The 16,650-nt window shown below is 31.8% G+C and carries 18 protein-coding genes and 1 pseudogene; 8 read left to right on the forward strand and 11 right to left on the reverse strand.

Features of this window, described 5'->3' with window-relative positions; genetic code table 11:
* Nucleotides 1-11 precede the first annotated feature (11 nt).
* The 11 genes from IPJ23_03790 to IPJ23_03840 form a co-directional block, all read right to left on the reverse strand.
* A complete protein-coding gene (locus IPJ23_03790) occupies nt 12-743 on the reverse strand; it encodes a WecB/TagA/CpsF family glycosyltransferase (GenBank protein MBK7629820.1) in 732 nt (243 codons plus the stop codon).
* Nucleotides 744-760: 17 nt separating this feature from the next.
* Nucleotides 761-1,843: a glycosyltransferase family 4 protein gene (locus IPJ23_03795; GenBank protein ID MBK7629821.1), complete on the reverse strand. Its 1,083-nt coding sequence runs from the start codon at nt 1,841-1,843 to the stop codon at nt 761-763.
* Nucleotide 1,844: 1 nt separating this feature from the next.
* Nucleotides 1,845-2,885: a glycosyltransferase family 9 protein gene (locus IPJ23_03800; GenBank protein MBK7629822.1), complete on the reverse strand. Its 1,041-nt coding sequence runs from the start codon at nt 2,883-2,885 to the stop codon at nt 1,845-1,847.
* Between the two features lie 124 nt (nt 2,886-3,009).
* Nucleotides 3,010-3,921 carry a glycosyltransferase gene (locus IPJ23_03805; GenBank protein ID MBK7629823.1) on the reverse strand — a complete coding sequence of 304 codons (912 nt, stop codon included), beginning with the start codon at nt 3,919-3,921 and terminating at the stop codon, nt 3,010-3,012.
* A complete protein-coding gene (gene glf / locus IPJ23_03810) occupies nt 3,918-5,018 on the reverse strand; it encodes a UDP-galactopyranose mutase (protein MBK7629824.1) in 1,101 nt (366 codons plus the stop codon). Before glf ends, IPJ23_03805 begins: the two co-directional genes overlap by 4 nt.
* Complete coding sequence (locus tag IPJ23_03815) at nt 5,015-6,280, reverse strand: flippase (GenBank protein ID MBK7629825.1); 1,266 nt, start codon at nt 6,278-6,280, stop codon at nt 5,015-5,017. The genes glf and IPJ23_03815 overlap by 4 nt, the downstream gene beginning before the upstream one ends.
* 13 nt (nt 6,281-6,293) lie before the next feature.
* Nucleotides 6,294-7,412 (reverse strand): peptidoglycan DD-metalloendopeptidase family protein, encoded by a 1,119-nt coding sequence (locus IPJ23_03820; GenBank protein MBK7629826.1) that lies wholly within the window; start codon nt 7,410-7,412, stop codon nt 6,294-6,296.
* Nucleotides 7,413-7,547: 135 nt separating this feature from the next.
* The gene (locus IPJ23_03825) at nt 7,548-8,333 is read right to left on the reverse strand and encodes a DUF4292 domain-containing protein (protein ID MBK7629827.1); all 786 of its coding nucleotides are present in this window, start codon (nt 8,331-8,333) and stop codon (nt 7,548-7,550) included.
* Complete coding sequence (locus IPJ23_03830; GenBank protein ID MBK7629828.1) at nt 8,330-8,713, reverse strand: tetratricopeptide repeat protein; 384 nt, start codon at nt 8,711-8,713, stop codon at nt 8,330-8,332. Before IPJ23_03830 ends, IPJ23_03825 begins: the two co-directional genes overlap by 4 nt.
* Nucleotides 8,689-8,898, reverse strand: a complete 210-nt coding sequence (locus tag IPJ23_03835; GenBank protein MBK7629829.1) for a hypothetical protein — start codon at nt 8,896-8,898, stop codon at nt 8,689-8,691. Before IPJ23_03835 ends, IPJ23_03830 begins: the two co-directional genes overlap by 25 nt.
* The gene (locus tag IPJ23_03840) at nt 8,828-9,925 is read right to left on the reverse strand and encodes a tetratricopeptide repeat protein (GenBank protein ID MBK7629830.1); all 1,098 of its coding nucleotides are present in this window, start codon (nt 9,923-9,925) and stop codon (nt 8,828-8,830) included. The genes IPJ23_03835 and IPJ23_03840 overlap by 71 nt, the downstream gene beginning before the upstream one ends.
* 337 nt (nt 9,926-10,262) lie before the next feature.
* Here IPJ23_03840 and IPJ23_03845 point away from each other — a divergent pair, with 337 nt between their 5' ends.
* The 8 genes and pseudogenes from IPJ23_03845 to IPJ23_03880 all read left to right on the forward strand — a co-directional run bounded on the left by IPJ23_03845 (nt 10,263) and on the right by IPJ23_03880 (nt 16,295).
* Nucleotides 10,263-10,982, forward strand: a complete 720-nt coding sequence (locus IPJ23_03845; protein MBK7629831.1) for a hypothetical protein — start codon at nt 10,263-10,265, stop codon at nt 10,980-10,982.
* A gap of 328 nt (nt 10,983-11,310) precedes the next feature.
* On the forward strand, nt 11,311-11,544 hold the full coding sequence (locus tag IPJ23_03850; protein ID MBK7629832.1) for a hypothetical protein: 234 nt from the start codon (nt 11,311-11,313) through the stop codon (nt 11,542-11,544).
* Nucleotides 11,545-11,858: 314 nt separating this feature from the next.
* A complete protein-coding gene (locus tag IPJ23_03855; GenBank protein MBK7629833.1) occupies nt 11,859-12,191 on the forward strand; it encodes a hypothetical protein in 333 nt (110 codons plus the stop codon).
* A 141-nt stretch (nt 12,192-12,332) separates the two neighbouring features.
* Entirely contained in the window at nt 12,333-12,482 is a 150-nt protein-coding gene (locus IPJ23_03860; GenBank protein ID MBK7629834.1) for a hypothetical protein, read from the forward strand.
* A gap of 1 nt (nt 12,483) precedes the next feature.
* Nucleotides 12,484-12,840: a hypothetical protein gene (locus tag IPJ23_03865; GenBank protein ID MBK7629835.1), complete on the forward strand. Its 357-nt coding sequence runs from the start codon at nt 12,484-12,486 to the stop codon at nt 12,838-12,840.
* A 237-nt stretch (nt 12,841-13,077) separates the two neighbouring features.
* Complete coding sequence (locus IPJ23_03870) at nt 13,078-14,424, forward strand: glucosyl transferase (GenBank protein ID MBK7629836.1); 1,347 nt, start codon at nt 13,078-13,080, stop codon at nt 14,422-14,424.
* A 132-nt stretch (nt 14,425-14,556) separates the two neighbouring features.
* Nucleotides 14,557-15,332, forward strand: a pseudogene (locus IPJ23_03875) (YjbH domain-containing protein).
* Nucleotides 15,333-15,737: 405 nt separating this feature from the next.
* The gene (locus IPJ23_03880) at nt 15,738-16,295 is read left to right on the forward strand and encodes a hypothetical protein (GenBank protein ID MBK7629837.1); all 558 of its coding nucleotides are present in this window, start codon (nt 15,738-15,740) and stop codon (nt 16,293-16,295) included.
* Nucleotides 16,296-16,650 lie beyond the last annotated feature (355 nt).

Below are 16,650 nucleotides of genomic sequence, written 5' to 3' on the forward strand. Positions count from 1 at the left end.
CTCTGTTATTTTTAATGCTTATGAAGCTTGTATCTAACTACAAGAAAAAGGAAATAAGGAATACCGATTACATATCTATTAAAATATTTTACAGGGTGCTGAATTAATCTGAAAAACCATTCAAATCCGGACCTTCTCAAAAATTCCGGACCTCTAAATCTTTTTCCAGCAATATAACCATAAATATCACCTACACACTGAATTACGTTACAATGCAATTTTTCAAAATTTTTATCAACCCAAAATTCCTGTTTTGGAGAGCCAAGACCTACCCAAAGAATATCTGGTTTTGATCGATTAACTGCTGAAACGAAATCATCATTTAAATCATCATAGCCGTTAAGAAATCCGGCAACTTTCAAATGAGGGAAAGACTGTTTTACTTCGTTAACCGCCTTTGAAATAGTCGCTTGATCACTCCCAATAAAAAAAATACTCCACTCTTTTTTTTCGCATTCGGATAGAAAAGTAAAAGCATGATCTGTCCAGTTAAATCTCGAGACTTTCTTACTATCAAACAACCTGAATGAAATCGTCAAACCTGTCCCATCTATATGGTTTATGTCAAAATCATTTAATACTTTTTCTAGATTTTTCTCTTTGTGGGATAATCTTACCAGGTGAGGATTAGTGTATCCAATTTTAATTTTATTTTTTAACTCAATCGCATTTTCAATTACACAAAGTAATTTTGGAAAGCTAATTTCGTTAACTTTTATATTAAAGATTAAGTGTTCTTTCATAAATTAGATTCAAAAAGTTAATCCAACATATCGTTATAGATTTTGCCTAATCGTTCATAAAACTTTTCACAATCACATTCTTTCCTTACCTTATGGTAGAGAGCCTCAGCTAATATTTCTGCTTGTACTGGATTATTTAACAAAAAGACTATTCTGTCAGCAAGTTGATCATAATTATCCCGTTCGATTAGTATTCCGTTCACACCATCTTCAATAAATTCTGATATACCTCCTGTATCTCCGCCTATAAAAGGTTTTTTCATTGCACCAGCCTCTAACATAACATAAGGAAATGGATCAATCCTTGAAGGTAATACTACAATATCAGAAGCCTGGTAATATTCTCGAACATCCTTAACGGGTTGAATTACAAAAATGTACTTTTCAGAACCTTTTATAGCTTCCGAAATAATGATATCCTCAACTTGCCCGAGTAAAATTAATTTAATATTTTCATTCAGCCGAATAATCTTTGCGAACGCTTTGATTAGTATGTCAACTCCTTTTATTCTGCAAATTCTTCCTACGAACAAAATAATTTTATCATCCGGGCTAAATCCAAATTTATTTCTAATTATCTGCAGGTTCGATATATTTTCAAAAAAAGAATCATCTACGCAATTATATAAAACAGTTATCCTATTCTTACAGTGTGGATAATCCTCAATTAGGTTTTTCTTAACTGCGTTGCTTACACAGATAATTTTGTCTGATCGGAAACTCAATTTTTTCAATCCGGAAACAAAACTGTGAACAGTTGTTATAGTTTTGGCTCCGGTAATTTTTGAAACCAAAACAGAAATTAACTCCGGGTAACGATGATGAGTATGAATTATTTGGATTTTATATTTCTTGCAATATGATAATAATTGAAAAAAATCTTTAATTAGTTTGAATGGGTTTTTATGATCCTTTTCGAAATTTAATAGATGTAGTTTGATATCTTTGTTGTCTGATATTCTATCTAAAGAATCTCCCCTGTTAGTAATAAAATGAACATTAAAATAATCCTGTTCAGAAAAATGTTGCAAACATTGATTCATATACCGGCTAACACCGCAAGAATAGTTAAAATCGGGAGAGATAAACAAAATATTCATATCAATCTATATCAATCATACTAATGCAACTATTATAAACATCTTCAACTGAAACGAGGCTTATACAATATGCTTTGTTATAAATGCATTGCCAATCACAGTTAAAACAAGGCAGTTCATAAAATTTATATTTATCAATCTTTGTTTCAGGATAAGGGAAAAATCTTCCGAACTTTCCGCCACCGATAATAGCTACAAATGGTTTTTTAAATGTTTGAGCGATGTGAGTAAACCCTGAATCTAATCCAACGAATAAAACCGCATTCTGAATTAAATGAATACATTCAGCTAACTGCAATTTGCCGGCGAGATTTTGGACATTAATTAATCCCTCTGAAATGACATTTAAGTATTCAACCTGAGATTGTGTGCCAAGTAGATAAACAGAATATTTCTCAGATAGTTTCCCACATAAAGTTCTAAAGTTATTCTGCGACCAATTTCTATCAGCATCAGATGCAGAGGGCGCAATAATGATATATTTCTTTTGTAAGGTAAGGTTAGGTTTAAGGCTGCGTAATATATTATGAGCACTAGCATTAACTATGAAGTTCTGTTTATAAGTGATGTAGAATAATTCTTCCTGTCGGATAAATTCATTTTTAGAATCTGATTTAAGAATTACATTGTAATACGAATTATACTTTTTTAAAAGATATTTAGGCAGATAGAATGACTTTGAACTCAGACAACTCTTTAACCGCGAATTGGAGTTTATAGTTAACTCGTCGTTAATAACACCTCTTCCCGGACTAATATTAAAAGAAGCGTTCAGAGTTAACTTTCGAAGTTTGTTTAGAAATCTTATTCTGTAAAATAAATTAAACCTATATTTATTTTTATTAAGTGGTAGTAATTTGTAGTTAAACTGGTTTGTAAAAAGTTCCTCATCGTATTTTTCGTCAACCAAAAGATATTTTGTGCACTCTTTCTCAATTATTCCAAGATTATTCAAAAATGTTAATGAGAGCACTAAATCCCCAAGCTTATCAATCTGAATAACCATAATATTTTTTGCAATTACTAAACTGGGTTTAATCAAAAATGGTTTTATAAAAATCAGAAATGAAGCTGAAAAGAGATAAGCTTTTAAATGTATCAGTTTTATTTTAAACCGATTCAACGCTAAAAATAAATAATGTTTTTTATCAAGATGCATTTACAAACTAAACTTTATCAGGTTTAACGATGTGTGGTTTAAAAAGAACTCCTTTGAAATAAAGCCAAATACATATCATTAGATAACCTGCTGAAAAAGATTTGTGATATTTGATATGATCTTTATATAATCTCAAAACAAATGCCAGTCCACTTAAATAACCCCTTAACTTTGAATTGTAAATAATTTTATTTCTCAGTAATGCTGCATAGACCATATTTCTTATACCAAAGCGAAATTTAATCTCATCAGTTTTTAGTTTCAGATAAGGCTTAGGATTATTTTCACCACACTCGTGAACAGCCTTACTGTCTAATACTAGAAATCCTTTATATCCATATTTAATAATTCTCAAAGTAAACTCAGCATCATCACCCCAGATAAAGAAATCCTCACTTGGATAACCGACTTCCATTATAACTTCTCTTCTAACCAGAAGAGAACCAAAAGAAGCAGACAATATAGGAATCGGCTTTTGCAACGCAAATGAATTCAATAAATCATAGGGCTTTTCAAGTTCAGGAATATTCGGATAAGCAAGATTGCCATCAACAAAAAATATTGTACTGCTTAAGAATCCGGTTTGAGCTAATGAAAAATATTCAGAATTGATCATTTTTATAAGTGCATCGTTATTAAGTATGATATCTGTATCAACGCTCAAAATCCAATCATAACCTTTTTCATAAGCAGTTTTAATTCCAGTATATTGTCCACCTGCACTACCCAAATTTTCTTGAGTTATTAGTGTTAAATCATCTTGTGCATTGAGCCATTCGAGAGTTCCATCTGTACTTGAATTATTAATTATAAAAATTTCATCAAGCTTGTGAGTCTGATCTCTTAAACTTTGAACACACTCTTTTAATAATTCCAAACGATTATAGGTAACCACTACGGCTGCAATTTTGTAATTCATTTTCTTGAAATTTGACTAAATGTTTTTAGAGTATTTGCAATAACCTGATCCATATTATAATATTGGTATTCCGCTAATCTGCCGCAGAAGATAACATATTTTAGTCTATCACCTTCTAATTTATACTGCAAATATTTTTGTCTGTTTTCTTCAGTCGGAACCGGATAAAATGGTTCACCATCCTGCTGAGGATACTCAAATGAAACCGTTGTAGTATCTGAGTTTTGCCGACTAAGTAATTTATGTTCGATGACGCGTGTAAAATTAACTAAATCATCAACGTAATTTATTTGAGCCGTTTCCTGATACTGCTTTTGCATCAAATTCTTAAACTCAAACTTTATTGATCTGTAAGGTAGTTTTCCAAATCTGTAATCAAAAAAATAATCAATTGGTCCGGTGTAAATCATTTTATCAAACTTAACTGTATCTAAAATTGTTTTATAATCTTTATTTAAAATTACTTCAATGTTTTTATGATTCAACATCTTTTCAAATATTTTTGTGTAACCGTCTTTTGGCATAAACTGATATCGATCCGTAAAATATCTGCAATCATCATTTGTTCTAACAGGAATTCTTCCGCATACACTTGGTGAAAGTTCTTTCGGTTCAAGATCCCATTGTTTTTTTGTGTAATGCTTAAAAAACTTTTCAAACAGATCATTTCCTACTTGATTAATAATTATATCTTCTGAGTTTAAGATTGGAAATCTTTTTTCTTTTACACTTTCAAAATACTCTTTTACTTCTTCATCTGTTTTAAGATTTAATTTGTAGAGGTTGTTTATTGTAATTCTATTTATCGGAATTGGATATAACTCATCTCCAATCTTAGCTAAAACTCTATGTTCGTACGGAATCCATTTGGTAAACAGTGATAGATATTCAAATACTTCTTTACTGTTTGTGTGAAATATATGCGGACCATAACGATGAACTAAAATTCCATATTCATCATATTCATCGTAAGCATTTCCTGCAATGTGATTCCGCTTTTCAACAATTAAAACTTTTTTATTTAATTGCGATGCTAATCTTTCAGCCATAACAGAACCTGCAAAACCAGCGCCGACTATTAAGTAATCGTATTTCATATTGAGATTATTTTATTTTTCATTAGAAAAAGAAAAAATCCTATTGTCACAAAAGATTCTGTAATAAGTACTGCAACTGATGTTCCAATCTCAAAATAGATTGGTACTAGAATAAAAGCTAAAGACAAATTTAATATTGCCGCAAAAAATAAAATCAACGAAAAACTTTTTTGTTTATTTAATGGCAACATTGTTTGAATTCCTAATACATTACTTAGAAATATGACTAAAGGCAGCCATGCAATTATCCTTAAAACCAAAATAGAGCTTTGATATTCTTTACCCAGCACAATATTAACAATTGGTTCAGCAAAAATGAATAACGTTAACGAAATAACTGCACCGACAGCTAAAGCTATTTTAAACAATTTTTTATTAAAACTTATAAAGCGATCATATGATTCGCTAAGCATTTTGTTTACATATGGAAAAACACTTTGGGACATTGGTGATAATATACCTTGAAATGCCATTCTAATTTTATCTGCGGCAGCATAGTACCCCACTACATTTGCAGGAGCGAATAATCCGAGTATAAAAACATTTGAAGTTGTGTATAAATTAATTGAAACTGTTGATAGGAAAAGATTCCAGCCGCTTTTAAGCTGTTGCCTAATTAATTCTTTAGATGGGAAAGTATATTTTATCCCAAATTTAGATAAAGCGAATTGTAATCCGACTATTCCAATTACAAATTGCGTTAATGTATTTAAACCGGCATATTTTATAAAATCACTTTCGGAATTAATGATTACAAAAATTAAAATCGTTGTAATAAATCTAACCGAAACAGAAATTATTAAAATATATTTCATCCGCTCAATACCCTGATAAAACCAGAGAGGGAACAATGCTGTACCAAGCACACTGAAAAATGAGACAATAAATAAGATTAAATTTTCCTTAAAGATTGGAACAGTTAAAACAATAATAAAAAATATTACACTTGATAAAACAAAAAGCAACATTTTAATGGTAAACACTGATGAAAATATTTCTGAAACACTTTTCGTATTTTCTCTGTTAACTGATATTTCCTGAGTTGCGGAAAGATTGAAACCGTAATCGGTTAAGATTGTAAAATAAGTCGCAAATGCCGTTGCAAAATTTACCAATCCATATTTTTCCGGTCCCAAAACCCGGACTAAATATGGCAGAGTAATTATTGGGAAAATGTAATTTGATATTTGAAGGATAGATAGCGATGTAAAGTTTTTAAATAAAACCTGATTGGATTGTATTTTTTGAAATATGTGTTTCAAAATATTTGTTGTATTATTTTTTAAGCCAGATTTCAGGATTTACATTTTGTCGTCCGCTCCAAACTTCAAAATGCAAAATATTTCCCTCAACACTCTCGCCCACTTTGGCAATCACTCCGCCTGTTTTAAGTTTATCACCTTCCTTAACAAACACTTCCGCAAGATGCCCATAAACAGTTCTGTAATTTCCTTTATGACTTACAATTAAAACTGTACCGTAGCCCGGCAGCCATTCCACAGCAGAAACAACACCTTCAGCAACACATCTAACACTCATATCGCCGCTGGCTCTTAAATCAATTCCATAATTTACAGTTAGAGTTTTTAATTTTGGGTTAAGTGATTCACCAAATTTTCTAACAACTTTAGATTTAGAGATTGGCCAGTTTAGTTTTCCCTTTAACTCATCAAATGATGTGAACTTTGATGTTGAAAGATCAAAAGGATAATCTTTTGTTTCAATTTCCTTTTTTGTTTTTGTTTCTTTGGAAACTACCGTTTCTTTATTTTTTAATTTTAACGCTTCTTCCTCTTCTCTTTTACGTTTTGCCTCAGCTTCTTCAACCATTTTAACAATCAAGTCTCTTATTTTCTGCTCTGATTTTCTTTTATCGCTAACACTTTTAGCAATTTTCTTCTTGTCTTTTTTTATTTCCGCAAGAATTGATTTTTGATCTTTTAATTTTGCAGAAAGTGATTTTTCTTCAACTTCCTTTTGTTTTGATAATTCCTGCTTTTCTTTTTTCTCTATGATGAGTTTTTCTTTTGCCTTTATAAGCTCTTTTTTATTTTCTTCAAGCTTAACAAGATCTTTTTGTCGACTAACTGAAAATCTTTTTAGATATTCCAATCTTACAACAGCCTGCTGAAATGAATTTGCATCAAGAATAGTTTCCAGTTCAGTATGCGTGCCATTTTTATAAGTTGCTGTAACGTACTTTGCATAATTTTTTTGCAGTATGTCAATTTCATTTTCAATAGAGGCGATGTTTGATATACTTTTATTTATTTCAATTTCTTTTTGTTCTTCTTCTCGGCGAAGATTGGTAAGAAGTTTATTTACAAGAAAATTTTGTTTGCTGATATTATCAAGATCTTCTAATGTTTTTTTTCTTTTTTTTTTTTTGTGCAAGTTCATTTTCAAGACGAGAAATTTCATCCTTTAATTTATTCAGTTCTTCCTTGCGAGTATCTATTTGGCTGGTTTGAGCGTATGATTCTAAAGTAAAAGTGAGAAATGAAACGAACAGGATGTAAAAAACTAATTTTACCATTTTATGATTGTGGCATCATCCGGAATTTTAAAATCTATAAAAATACTATTCTTGTTTACACTAATCTTTTTATAATCAATACTGATCTTCTGTTCATCTTTTTTATTTTCTATGGCGATCTTATAAGGCACGGCAACGTTTTCCAACAATTCAAAATCAGAATATTTTCCTTGCAGCATCAAAGCATCATCTAACCCAAAAAGCTGATATTCAGTAATTCCCAATTGTCTTACATCAACTTTATAAATAGTTTTATTTGTGCGTGCGGAATCGAGATAAGTAAGTACATATCTATCATCTTCAACAAAATAGTTATCGGGAGCTCTGTAAAGATTGCTAGTTAGATTTACAGAACCAACAAACGCATCGAGCAAATCTTCAAACGAAAGATTGATGCGAAAAATACTTTGCAGCGCATCGGAATTTACGGCGCCAACGTAAGCTGTGTTTTTCAGTGCATCGTAAAATGTGAACTTATCTTTGGTAACAAGTGCTTGAGCAAGTTCAATTCCAAACGGACCCATAATTGTTAAATAAATTGAATCCGGTTTTTGCAAAACAATTCTAAATGTTGCACTATTATCCATCGAAGGCGTATTTACGAAGATAGTTCCAGTGCCCTCAAAGTTTTTTATTTTTCTTCTGTTTGCTTCAAGTTTATTTGTTAATCTTTCGGATGGAAGCAGTTCAAACTCTTCTGTCGGCTGAGATGGCACACAACCATTAATAAGAATTAGTATATTAGATAAAAATAGAATTATTAAACTTAATTTTTTCAAATCGCACCTTTATCAATTTTATTTTGTATTTCAATTTTTGTAGGATCAAGCTCAAGAGATTTTTTCCACAACTTAATTGCCTGATCTTTATTCCCAAGTTTAGATTCAATATCTGCAAGATGATCTAACATCACAGCACTTTCACCACCAAATTTGATAGCTTTTTCTAAATTCAATTTTGCTTCGGTGTAATTGCCAAGCATAAAATAAACCCAGCCAATAGTATCAAGGTAAGATGAGTTTAGGGAATCCTCTTTCACAGAAATCTTTACCATTTTTAATGCGCGTTCAAGTTGAATATTTCTTGTTGCAAAAGAGTAGGCATAGTTGTTACTTAGTAAAGGATCATCTGGTTTTAATTCAAGTGCGCGCTCATACAAACTATCGCTTTTTCAAATACTTCCATACCGTTATAAATCATTGCAAGTGTTCCGATCAATTGCGCATCGTCGGGTTCAATTTCCAATGCTCTATTAAGATAAAATATTGCTTTATCATCTTCTTTTAGTTGATTTAGAGTAAACGCATAGGCTGAGAGAGCAGTTATATCTTTTGGATTTAGGATTGTAGCTTTTCTTTAAATACTTTTCTGCTTCTTCGTGTTTAGATTGCTGCGCTAATGATAATCCTAAAATTAGGTTAACATAAAAATCTTCCTGAAATGTTAAAATGGCTTCGCTCATTACAACTTCAGCTTCATCATATTTTTTATTATCAAAATACAATCCACCAAGTCTTATCCATGCGGCAACATTCCAGTTTGCATTTTTTGTGACAAATTTAAAATTCTCAATCGCAACAGAATCATCACCCTGGCTTAATGCGATTGCACCCAGATACATTTTGATCTGCCAATCTGTTGTGTCCTTATCAAGCTTGGTAAAAAATGATTTTGCAATTGGCAGCACAGTTGAATCTGTAATTGCTTTATTAAAATAGTTTGCGCCAATATTAATTTTTGCATCTAAATTAACATCCGGCTGATCCAGCAGGTAATCAAATTCTTTAGAAGCACCAGCCCAATCATCTTTACCTAATAGTAATTTTGCTTTTGTTTCTCGTGCTTCAAGATCGTACGGCATTATCTCAATGATTTCATCAATAAGCGGAATACCTTCATCATATTTTTTAGCTTTTAAATAGAATTCAACAAGCATTTTCTTTAAAGGGATATTTGCAGGATCAATTACCTGAAGCTTTTTAACAGCATTTATTGCTTCATCATTATTCCCCAATCTTTCCTGAAGCTCTGCTATCCTTGTTAGCACAGACCAATCACGACCGAGCTGCATTAAAATTCTGTTATATAATTTTACAGCTTGCAATGGTTTATCATCTTCGTACAATCGTGCTAATTTATAATTCATTTCGATGTTTGATGAATCAATCTCAATAGCACGTTCAAGAATTTTTATTGCAGATACTTTCTGATTTCCATAATTAAAAATATCAGCAAGCAAATCTAAATATTCAATCTTTGTTGAATCCATCGAAACAGCGTTAAGCGCATAAGTTAATGCAGGTGCAAGCTTATTTAAATAAACATAATTTTTTGCAAGAGTGTAATAAAGTCCGGCGGATGAATCGTACATCAACGCTTTTTCATATTGCCCAGCTGCGGCTTCATAATTTCCCTGAGATTCAAAAACCCCGCCATTAATAAAAAATTCAAGGCTTTTTTCTTCTGCTGTTCACGGGTTAAAACTGTTTTTTATCTTCGCTTTTTTCTACAATTGTGGTTGATGAACCTGAACAATTAATTAGGAAAGCAGATAATAATAAAACAGGAATAAATATGTAGAGAATATTTCTTTTCACGGTTGTGAATATATTATTGCAGTGTTGTAATAACAAGGCTATTTAAGCTTGTATCCTGCTAAAATTTGAAAACTTAAGCATCTAAGTAGTAACTTTGCATAAAAAAAATTTATGGAAATATTTGATTTAGCCATAGCCTACGATTGGGAGTTTGATGTTGAATTTGTTTCAGCTATCGAAAAAACGCTTCAGCAATTCGGGCTTTCAACTTATGTTATCAATTATAAGAACATTGCGGACGTAACTGAAAAAGTAAAACATCGTAAGCTAAGTTTTGGATGTTTATTGGATAGAGCCTCGGATGTTGATGATAATTTTATTGAGCTGAATAGAATTCTTACAAAACGGAATACTTATGTTTTTAATCCCCACAAGCTTATTGATCACGCAATTGATAAAGCAAATATGCACCTGGAATTTATTACAGCGGGATTAAATGTTCCGCATTCCATTATTATTACACCGCACAATCAATCAAAAGAAATTTTTATTTCGATTGATGATCTTGAAACGCTCGGCAGACCTTTTATTATAAAACCTTGCAACACAACCGGCGGTGGAATGGGCGTTGTTACCGGAGCGGAATCACTAAAAGAAGTTTTACACGCCAGGCAAAAACACAGCAACGATAAATATCTGATTCAGGGAAAAGTTTATCCTAAAATTTTAGATGATAAACGAGCTTGGTTTAGATGTTATTGGGCTTTTGGCAAAGTTGTATGTGTTTGGTGGGATGATGAGACACATATTTATAATGAGCTAACTGAATCTGAAGTGCAAAAGTTTGGATTAAAAAAATTTTTCAGATTACAAGAACAATTCATCGTTTAACGCAGCTTGATTTTTTTCAACAGAAATTGCACTTACAACTAAAAATAAATTTGTTGTTATTGATTATGTAAACGATCAGTGCGATATGAGATTAAAATCTCTGCACATTGATGGAGTGCCGGATAAAATCGTCAGGAAATAATAAACAACCTTAGATTATTTGTTGCAAAAGAAAAACGCTTAAACCGATGAGGAAAAAAATTATACTAATCTATTTATCCATAACCGTTTTTATTTTACTTCTTGGCGGATATTTTTTCTCTACAATATCTATGGAAGTGAAGTAAGGCGAACACCCGAAAACCTATTTGCGCAAACTTCATCCGAAATGAAAATTGAAGTTATTCCAATTAACGCAATGGGTAAAAAAGCGTGGTTCAGAAAATCATCCGCAGATTTTGATATTGTTGAAGGAATGGATTTGATTGAAATTACTGAGTACAATAAAGAATCCGGATTTATTACGATCAGATCAAAAGGTAAAGCAGGTTTGGTGGAATTAAAATTAAATCCCAGCATTCCTTACTACCGGAATATATTGAGATTGAAATACTACCATTAACTGTTTAGGTTGTAGAGAGAACTTTTAAAGGCTGTCACGGTCGCACCGTGTCAATAAATTAGATATTTATTATTTTTGATTATGGGAAGAAGAGGACGAAATAACTTAACGGATGAAGCTTTTTTCTTTGTTACAACTACCGTTGTAAAATTCATTCCTATTTTTAACAACCCTCTGTTTTGTGATATTCTTATTTCTAATATTAAACACTACAGAGAAAAATATAAGTTTATTATTCTTGGATATGTTATTATGCCAACTCATTTTCATTGGATTATTGAAGTAAAAATGAGTTTGGTAACATTTCGGAAATAATGCGTGATATTAAAAAGTTTTCAGCCTGGAAGATATTTGATCATCTAGAAAACACGAATGAAGTAGAACTATTGCAGTTATTTGAAAAAGAAGCAATGGTCATTAAAGATCAAAACAGAAAATTATGGATGAAACGGTTTGATGATGAAGTGATCAGACATCAAAAAATGTTCTGGACAAAATTGAATTATATCCATAAAAATCCCGTTAAGTCTGGCATTGTCTTAAAGGCAGAAGATTATAAATATTCAAGTGCAAGAAATTATTCTATAAATGATCATTCTATTTTGGAAGTAAATACTGAGTTAGGTGGAATTGATTTGTATTCTTAAATATTAGGTTACAATGTCACGGTGCGACCGTGACAGCCTACATTTATTTAGTACGTTTACAGATATTGAAGCAGGTCGAATGTATTTTACAACAAGCCAAAATGAAAAATACACAAATTCATTTTTTATATGTTATACAATATGGATAAAATAGAATCTTCTAAGTGGAATGCCGAATGGAATACTGCGAATAAAAATTTTAAGAAAGCATATCCAAATTCTCCAGAGTATCACAAATTAAAAGCTAATGCATTGGAGCCAAAATCTTTAAAATATATACTAGGTAAATAAAATGATTAAGTACAGTTTAATTTTATTATTGGTTATTACAAATCTAAATTTTTCGCAAGATAAACATGTTGAAATAGTTGGTGGATTGGATTCAATTTATACTTTAATCAATCTTTCTGAATCTTGTTGTAAAAATGTTGAATGTCAAATTGATCTTTTAGTTTTTCTTGACAATCATGGAGAAATCGATTCAGTAATTGTCGCAAAATCTTCCCTCCAGGGATGTAATGATTTTTTCATCGGAATAATAAAGAATGTAAAATTTATACCGGCATACAATTATAAAATCAAACAGAATATTTCGTCTGTATTAGGCATTCCAATCAGATTACCAAGTGAAATGAATTTAATAATATAAAACAGTCGTATTAGATACCTGAAAATAGCAATATTTAAAAATATTATTGATTTAGGTAGAACTACTGATATAAAAATTCAGTAGTTCTACTGATTCCACCTTCCAGATATAACCGTATTATTCTTTTAGAAATAATAAACATTTTTGTCAAGCGAACTTGTAGGAACTAAAACAAAGTTTATTATTTCGCTATTAGCTTAAGTAAATTATTACAGCTAATAAAAAAGAGGTTAACAAATGGTTCGTAAAAATAAAATTCAAATGTTTGTTTTAGCTAATTACTTAATAATGTCATTTATTGTATTTGCATCTTGCAACACTGCAGAACCACCAGTTCCACCGGTAAATACAAACTTATCTTTGGTACAAGATGAGATAAGCTGTATAGAGGTCTGGTTAAAATTAACAACTCAAAACCTACAATTACCAACGAATCTAAATTTATTACAAGATAATAACATTAAGAAAACTATATCACTTACTTCTCAGGATACTGTACTTTACATAGATTCCTTGCTTCCGAATAAAACCTATCAATTTCAACTAGTAACAAATAATATTGATACTAAAAGCAACAAGGTTGCAGTCACTACATTGGATACAACGGACCACAACTTTACCTGGCAAACTTTTACCTTTGGGCAGCACAGCAACAGTGTGCTTAATGATGTAGCAATTATAAGCGAAAATGATATTTGGGCTGTTGGCGAAATTTATATGAATGACTCCTTGGGAATTCCGGACCAAAACGCATATAATGCGGTCCATTGGGATGGTCTTGAATGGAAGTTGAAAAGGATTATGTTCTATTCGTTCTGTCCACAAGCAACCGGAGAGGGGTCATATCCAGCAAGTTCAATTTATGTATTAGATGCTGAAAATATAGTAATTAGCTGTGGTTCTCAGTTAGCATATTTAAAAAATGGTGTTCAGATAAATAGAGAATGTGTGCCGGTATCAGCAGATAAAATATGGGGCCGAACACTTAATGATTTTTATATAGTTGGTTATGGTGGCGGCATAGCCCACAGTAATGGGTCAAACTGGACAAAGATAGAAAGCGGTACTATTGATAATTTGCTCGATGTTGTGGGAACTACCGACGGAAATACTGTCTGGACTTGCGGATATTCTGGAGATTATGCAAACACAGTATTAATAACAGTAAAAGATGGAGTTGCAGAAAAAGTTTATGAGGGATCAAGCAATGGACAGAGTAATGGATATTATATTGGTCCAATAAGTGGAGTATGGACAGATAACGATTACAGAGTTTTTATGATGAATGCAGGAGGAATATACATACAAAAAAACAGCAATGAATTTTTCCTGGAAAAAGAAGTAGCAAGATTTACACACGGTAGTTATGGTATAGATGGAACAGGATCAAACAACATTTTTGCTTGTGGTGATAGATTCGTTGGTCATTGGAACGGTTCAACTTACAATGAGTACTCTGAGCTGTATAGACAATTTGGAACCTACTATAATGTTAGTGCAAATGATAACATTGTTTGTGCAGCAGGTACAGATTATAGTGATGGATTGAATTTCAAGGCAATAATTGTCCTTGGACATAAATAAATCTTAAATAATTATTTTGGCAGTCACGGTTGCACCGTGACAATAACATCCTATCTTTAATCATTAAAATCAAAGCATCAAACAATATTTATTTCTATTTTGCAGTTAAGTTTTTATTCTACACGAGGAAATATGAAAAAGTTTAGAACATTATTTATAATCACAATTTTATCTTTACAAATGGCTTATGCGCAAGGCACAGCCGGTGAAAGCGCTAAGTTTGAATATCGACATCTAATTGATATGCCGACTGCAGGAATTATGGAACGCGGTTCTGTTGGATTAACAACTGAGCTGCTTCCTTACGGAACTTTAATTACAAAAATTGAAGCTGGAATTTTTGATAACGTAAGTATTGGACTTTCGTACGGAGGTGTAACTATTATCGGATCAGGCAAACCGGATTGGTATCCATTTCCGCCGGGTGTAAATTTTCGTTTTCGTGTAATGGATGAATCAATACTAATCCCCTCTTTAACTCTTGGTTTTGATACGCAGGGCAAAGGCGAATATTTTAAAGATGAAAAAAGATTTGCTGTAAAAGCTCCCGGAATTTTTGCCGCTGCCAGCAAGAACTTTAGTTTGCTTGGTTATTTAAGTCTGCATGGCACAATTAATTACTCAGTTCTTGAAGATAAAGACGGTGATAATTTTGTAAATCTTATGATTGGTGCTGAAAAAACTCTGGGCAGTTCATTTTCTTTTTTAATGGAATACAATTTTGCGTTAAACGATAACTCAACAAATCAATTTGGAGATGGAAAAGGATATTTAAATCTTGGTTTGCGCTGGTCCATTGCAAACGGAGTTACAGTTGGATTTGATTTACGAGATTTGTTAGAAAACAAAAATGGAGTCCAAGATCCGCAGACCGTGCTTTAGTAATTGATTTTACTCAGAAGATTTAGGATTGCATTTTATAGGTTTTATTTCGCCAAGACTCTCAATTTAATTGAATAGCTCGGAAAAGTCATTTCGAAGGAGTCTTCGACTGAGAAATCTAAAAATTAGTAAAGAACAGATTTCTCCCTTTGGTCGAAATGACTACAAAATTATTTCTGTCATTCCGAACTTGTTTCGGAATCTTTTTAGATTTCTCCCTTCGGTCGAAATGACAATTAATGTATTGTTCTTTAAGATTCATAGTAATTTTACACAATATAGCTGTTTTGGATTTAGTACAACATAGTTTACTCAACTATACACTTTAGTTTTAATCGCATCGTTTTTATCTGATCAGGTATGTATTTAATCCTTTTTTTAAGGCTCGATATTTGCGATTTTTTTAGTAGTTGAATCAAAGAGGTATTAAAATGAAAAAAGTTAAATTAGTTTTTCTTGCATTGCTGCCTGTCTTGCTTTTAAATCTTACAGGATGTTATACACAAGTTGCATCACGAGATAACGATTACGGCAACTGGAATCGTACAGAAAATAAACCATATTACGATTATCAAGATGAATATGATACAACAGCAGATTCTTATGAAGATGAAGAATACGCTTATGATGATAATGAAGATTCATATTCAGAAAGCTATGGAACTGAAACAACTTATTCATTCTACGGCTATCCCTCATACAGAAAATATTTCTGGGGATATCATCCTGCAGTTTCTATAGTAGTTGGCAGCAGCTGGTATTATGATCCATGGTGCTGGGATCCTTGGTATCCAAGTTACTGGAGTTATCCATCACCATTTTGCTACTATCCAACCTATTGGTATTCACATAATTACTATGGCTGGTGGGATCCATATCCATACTACGGCGGATATTATTCATCCACATATAAATACAGATCAAATGATGGTTATAAAATCAGAAATAATTCCGGAATTAGAAATAGCGGGGAAGAGATAGAAACTTAGTAACCACACGTGATGGAAATGGAACATCAACTGTTAGAGATCAACTTAAAAATAGAGAAAAGACAAATTGTTTCTGGTCGTGACGAAATAAAAATGAAAGAACGGGATTACGAGATAATACAAGAAATGTTACTCGTGATGGATTAAATACAAATAGAGACAATGTTAATACCCGTACAAAAGATAATATTCATAAAGATGTTGAACGAACTCGCACAACACGAAATAATGATGTTATCAAAAGAGATGATACCAGAACTAAAAAAGATACTCAACTTGATCGTGATACGCGTAAAAAAACGAATGATACTCGCATCAATACTGAAAGAAAAAATCCTAACATAAACAGGAATAA

The sequence above is a fragment of the Ignavibacteriales bacterium genome, from assembly GCA_016709765.1.
GTDB lineage: Bacteria > Bacteroidota > Ignavibacteria > Ignavibacteriales > Ignavibacteriaceae > IGN3.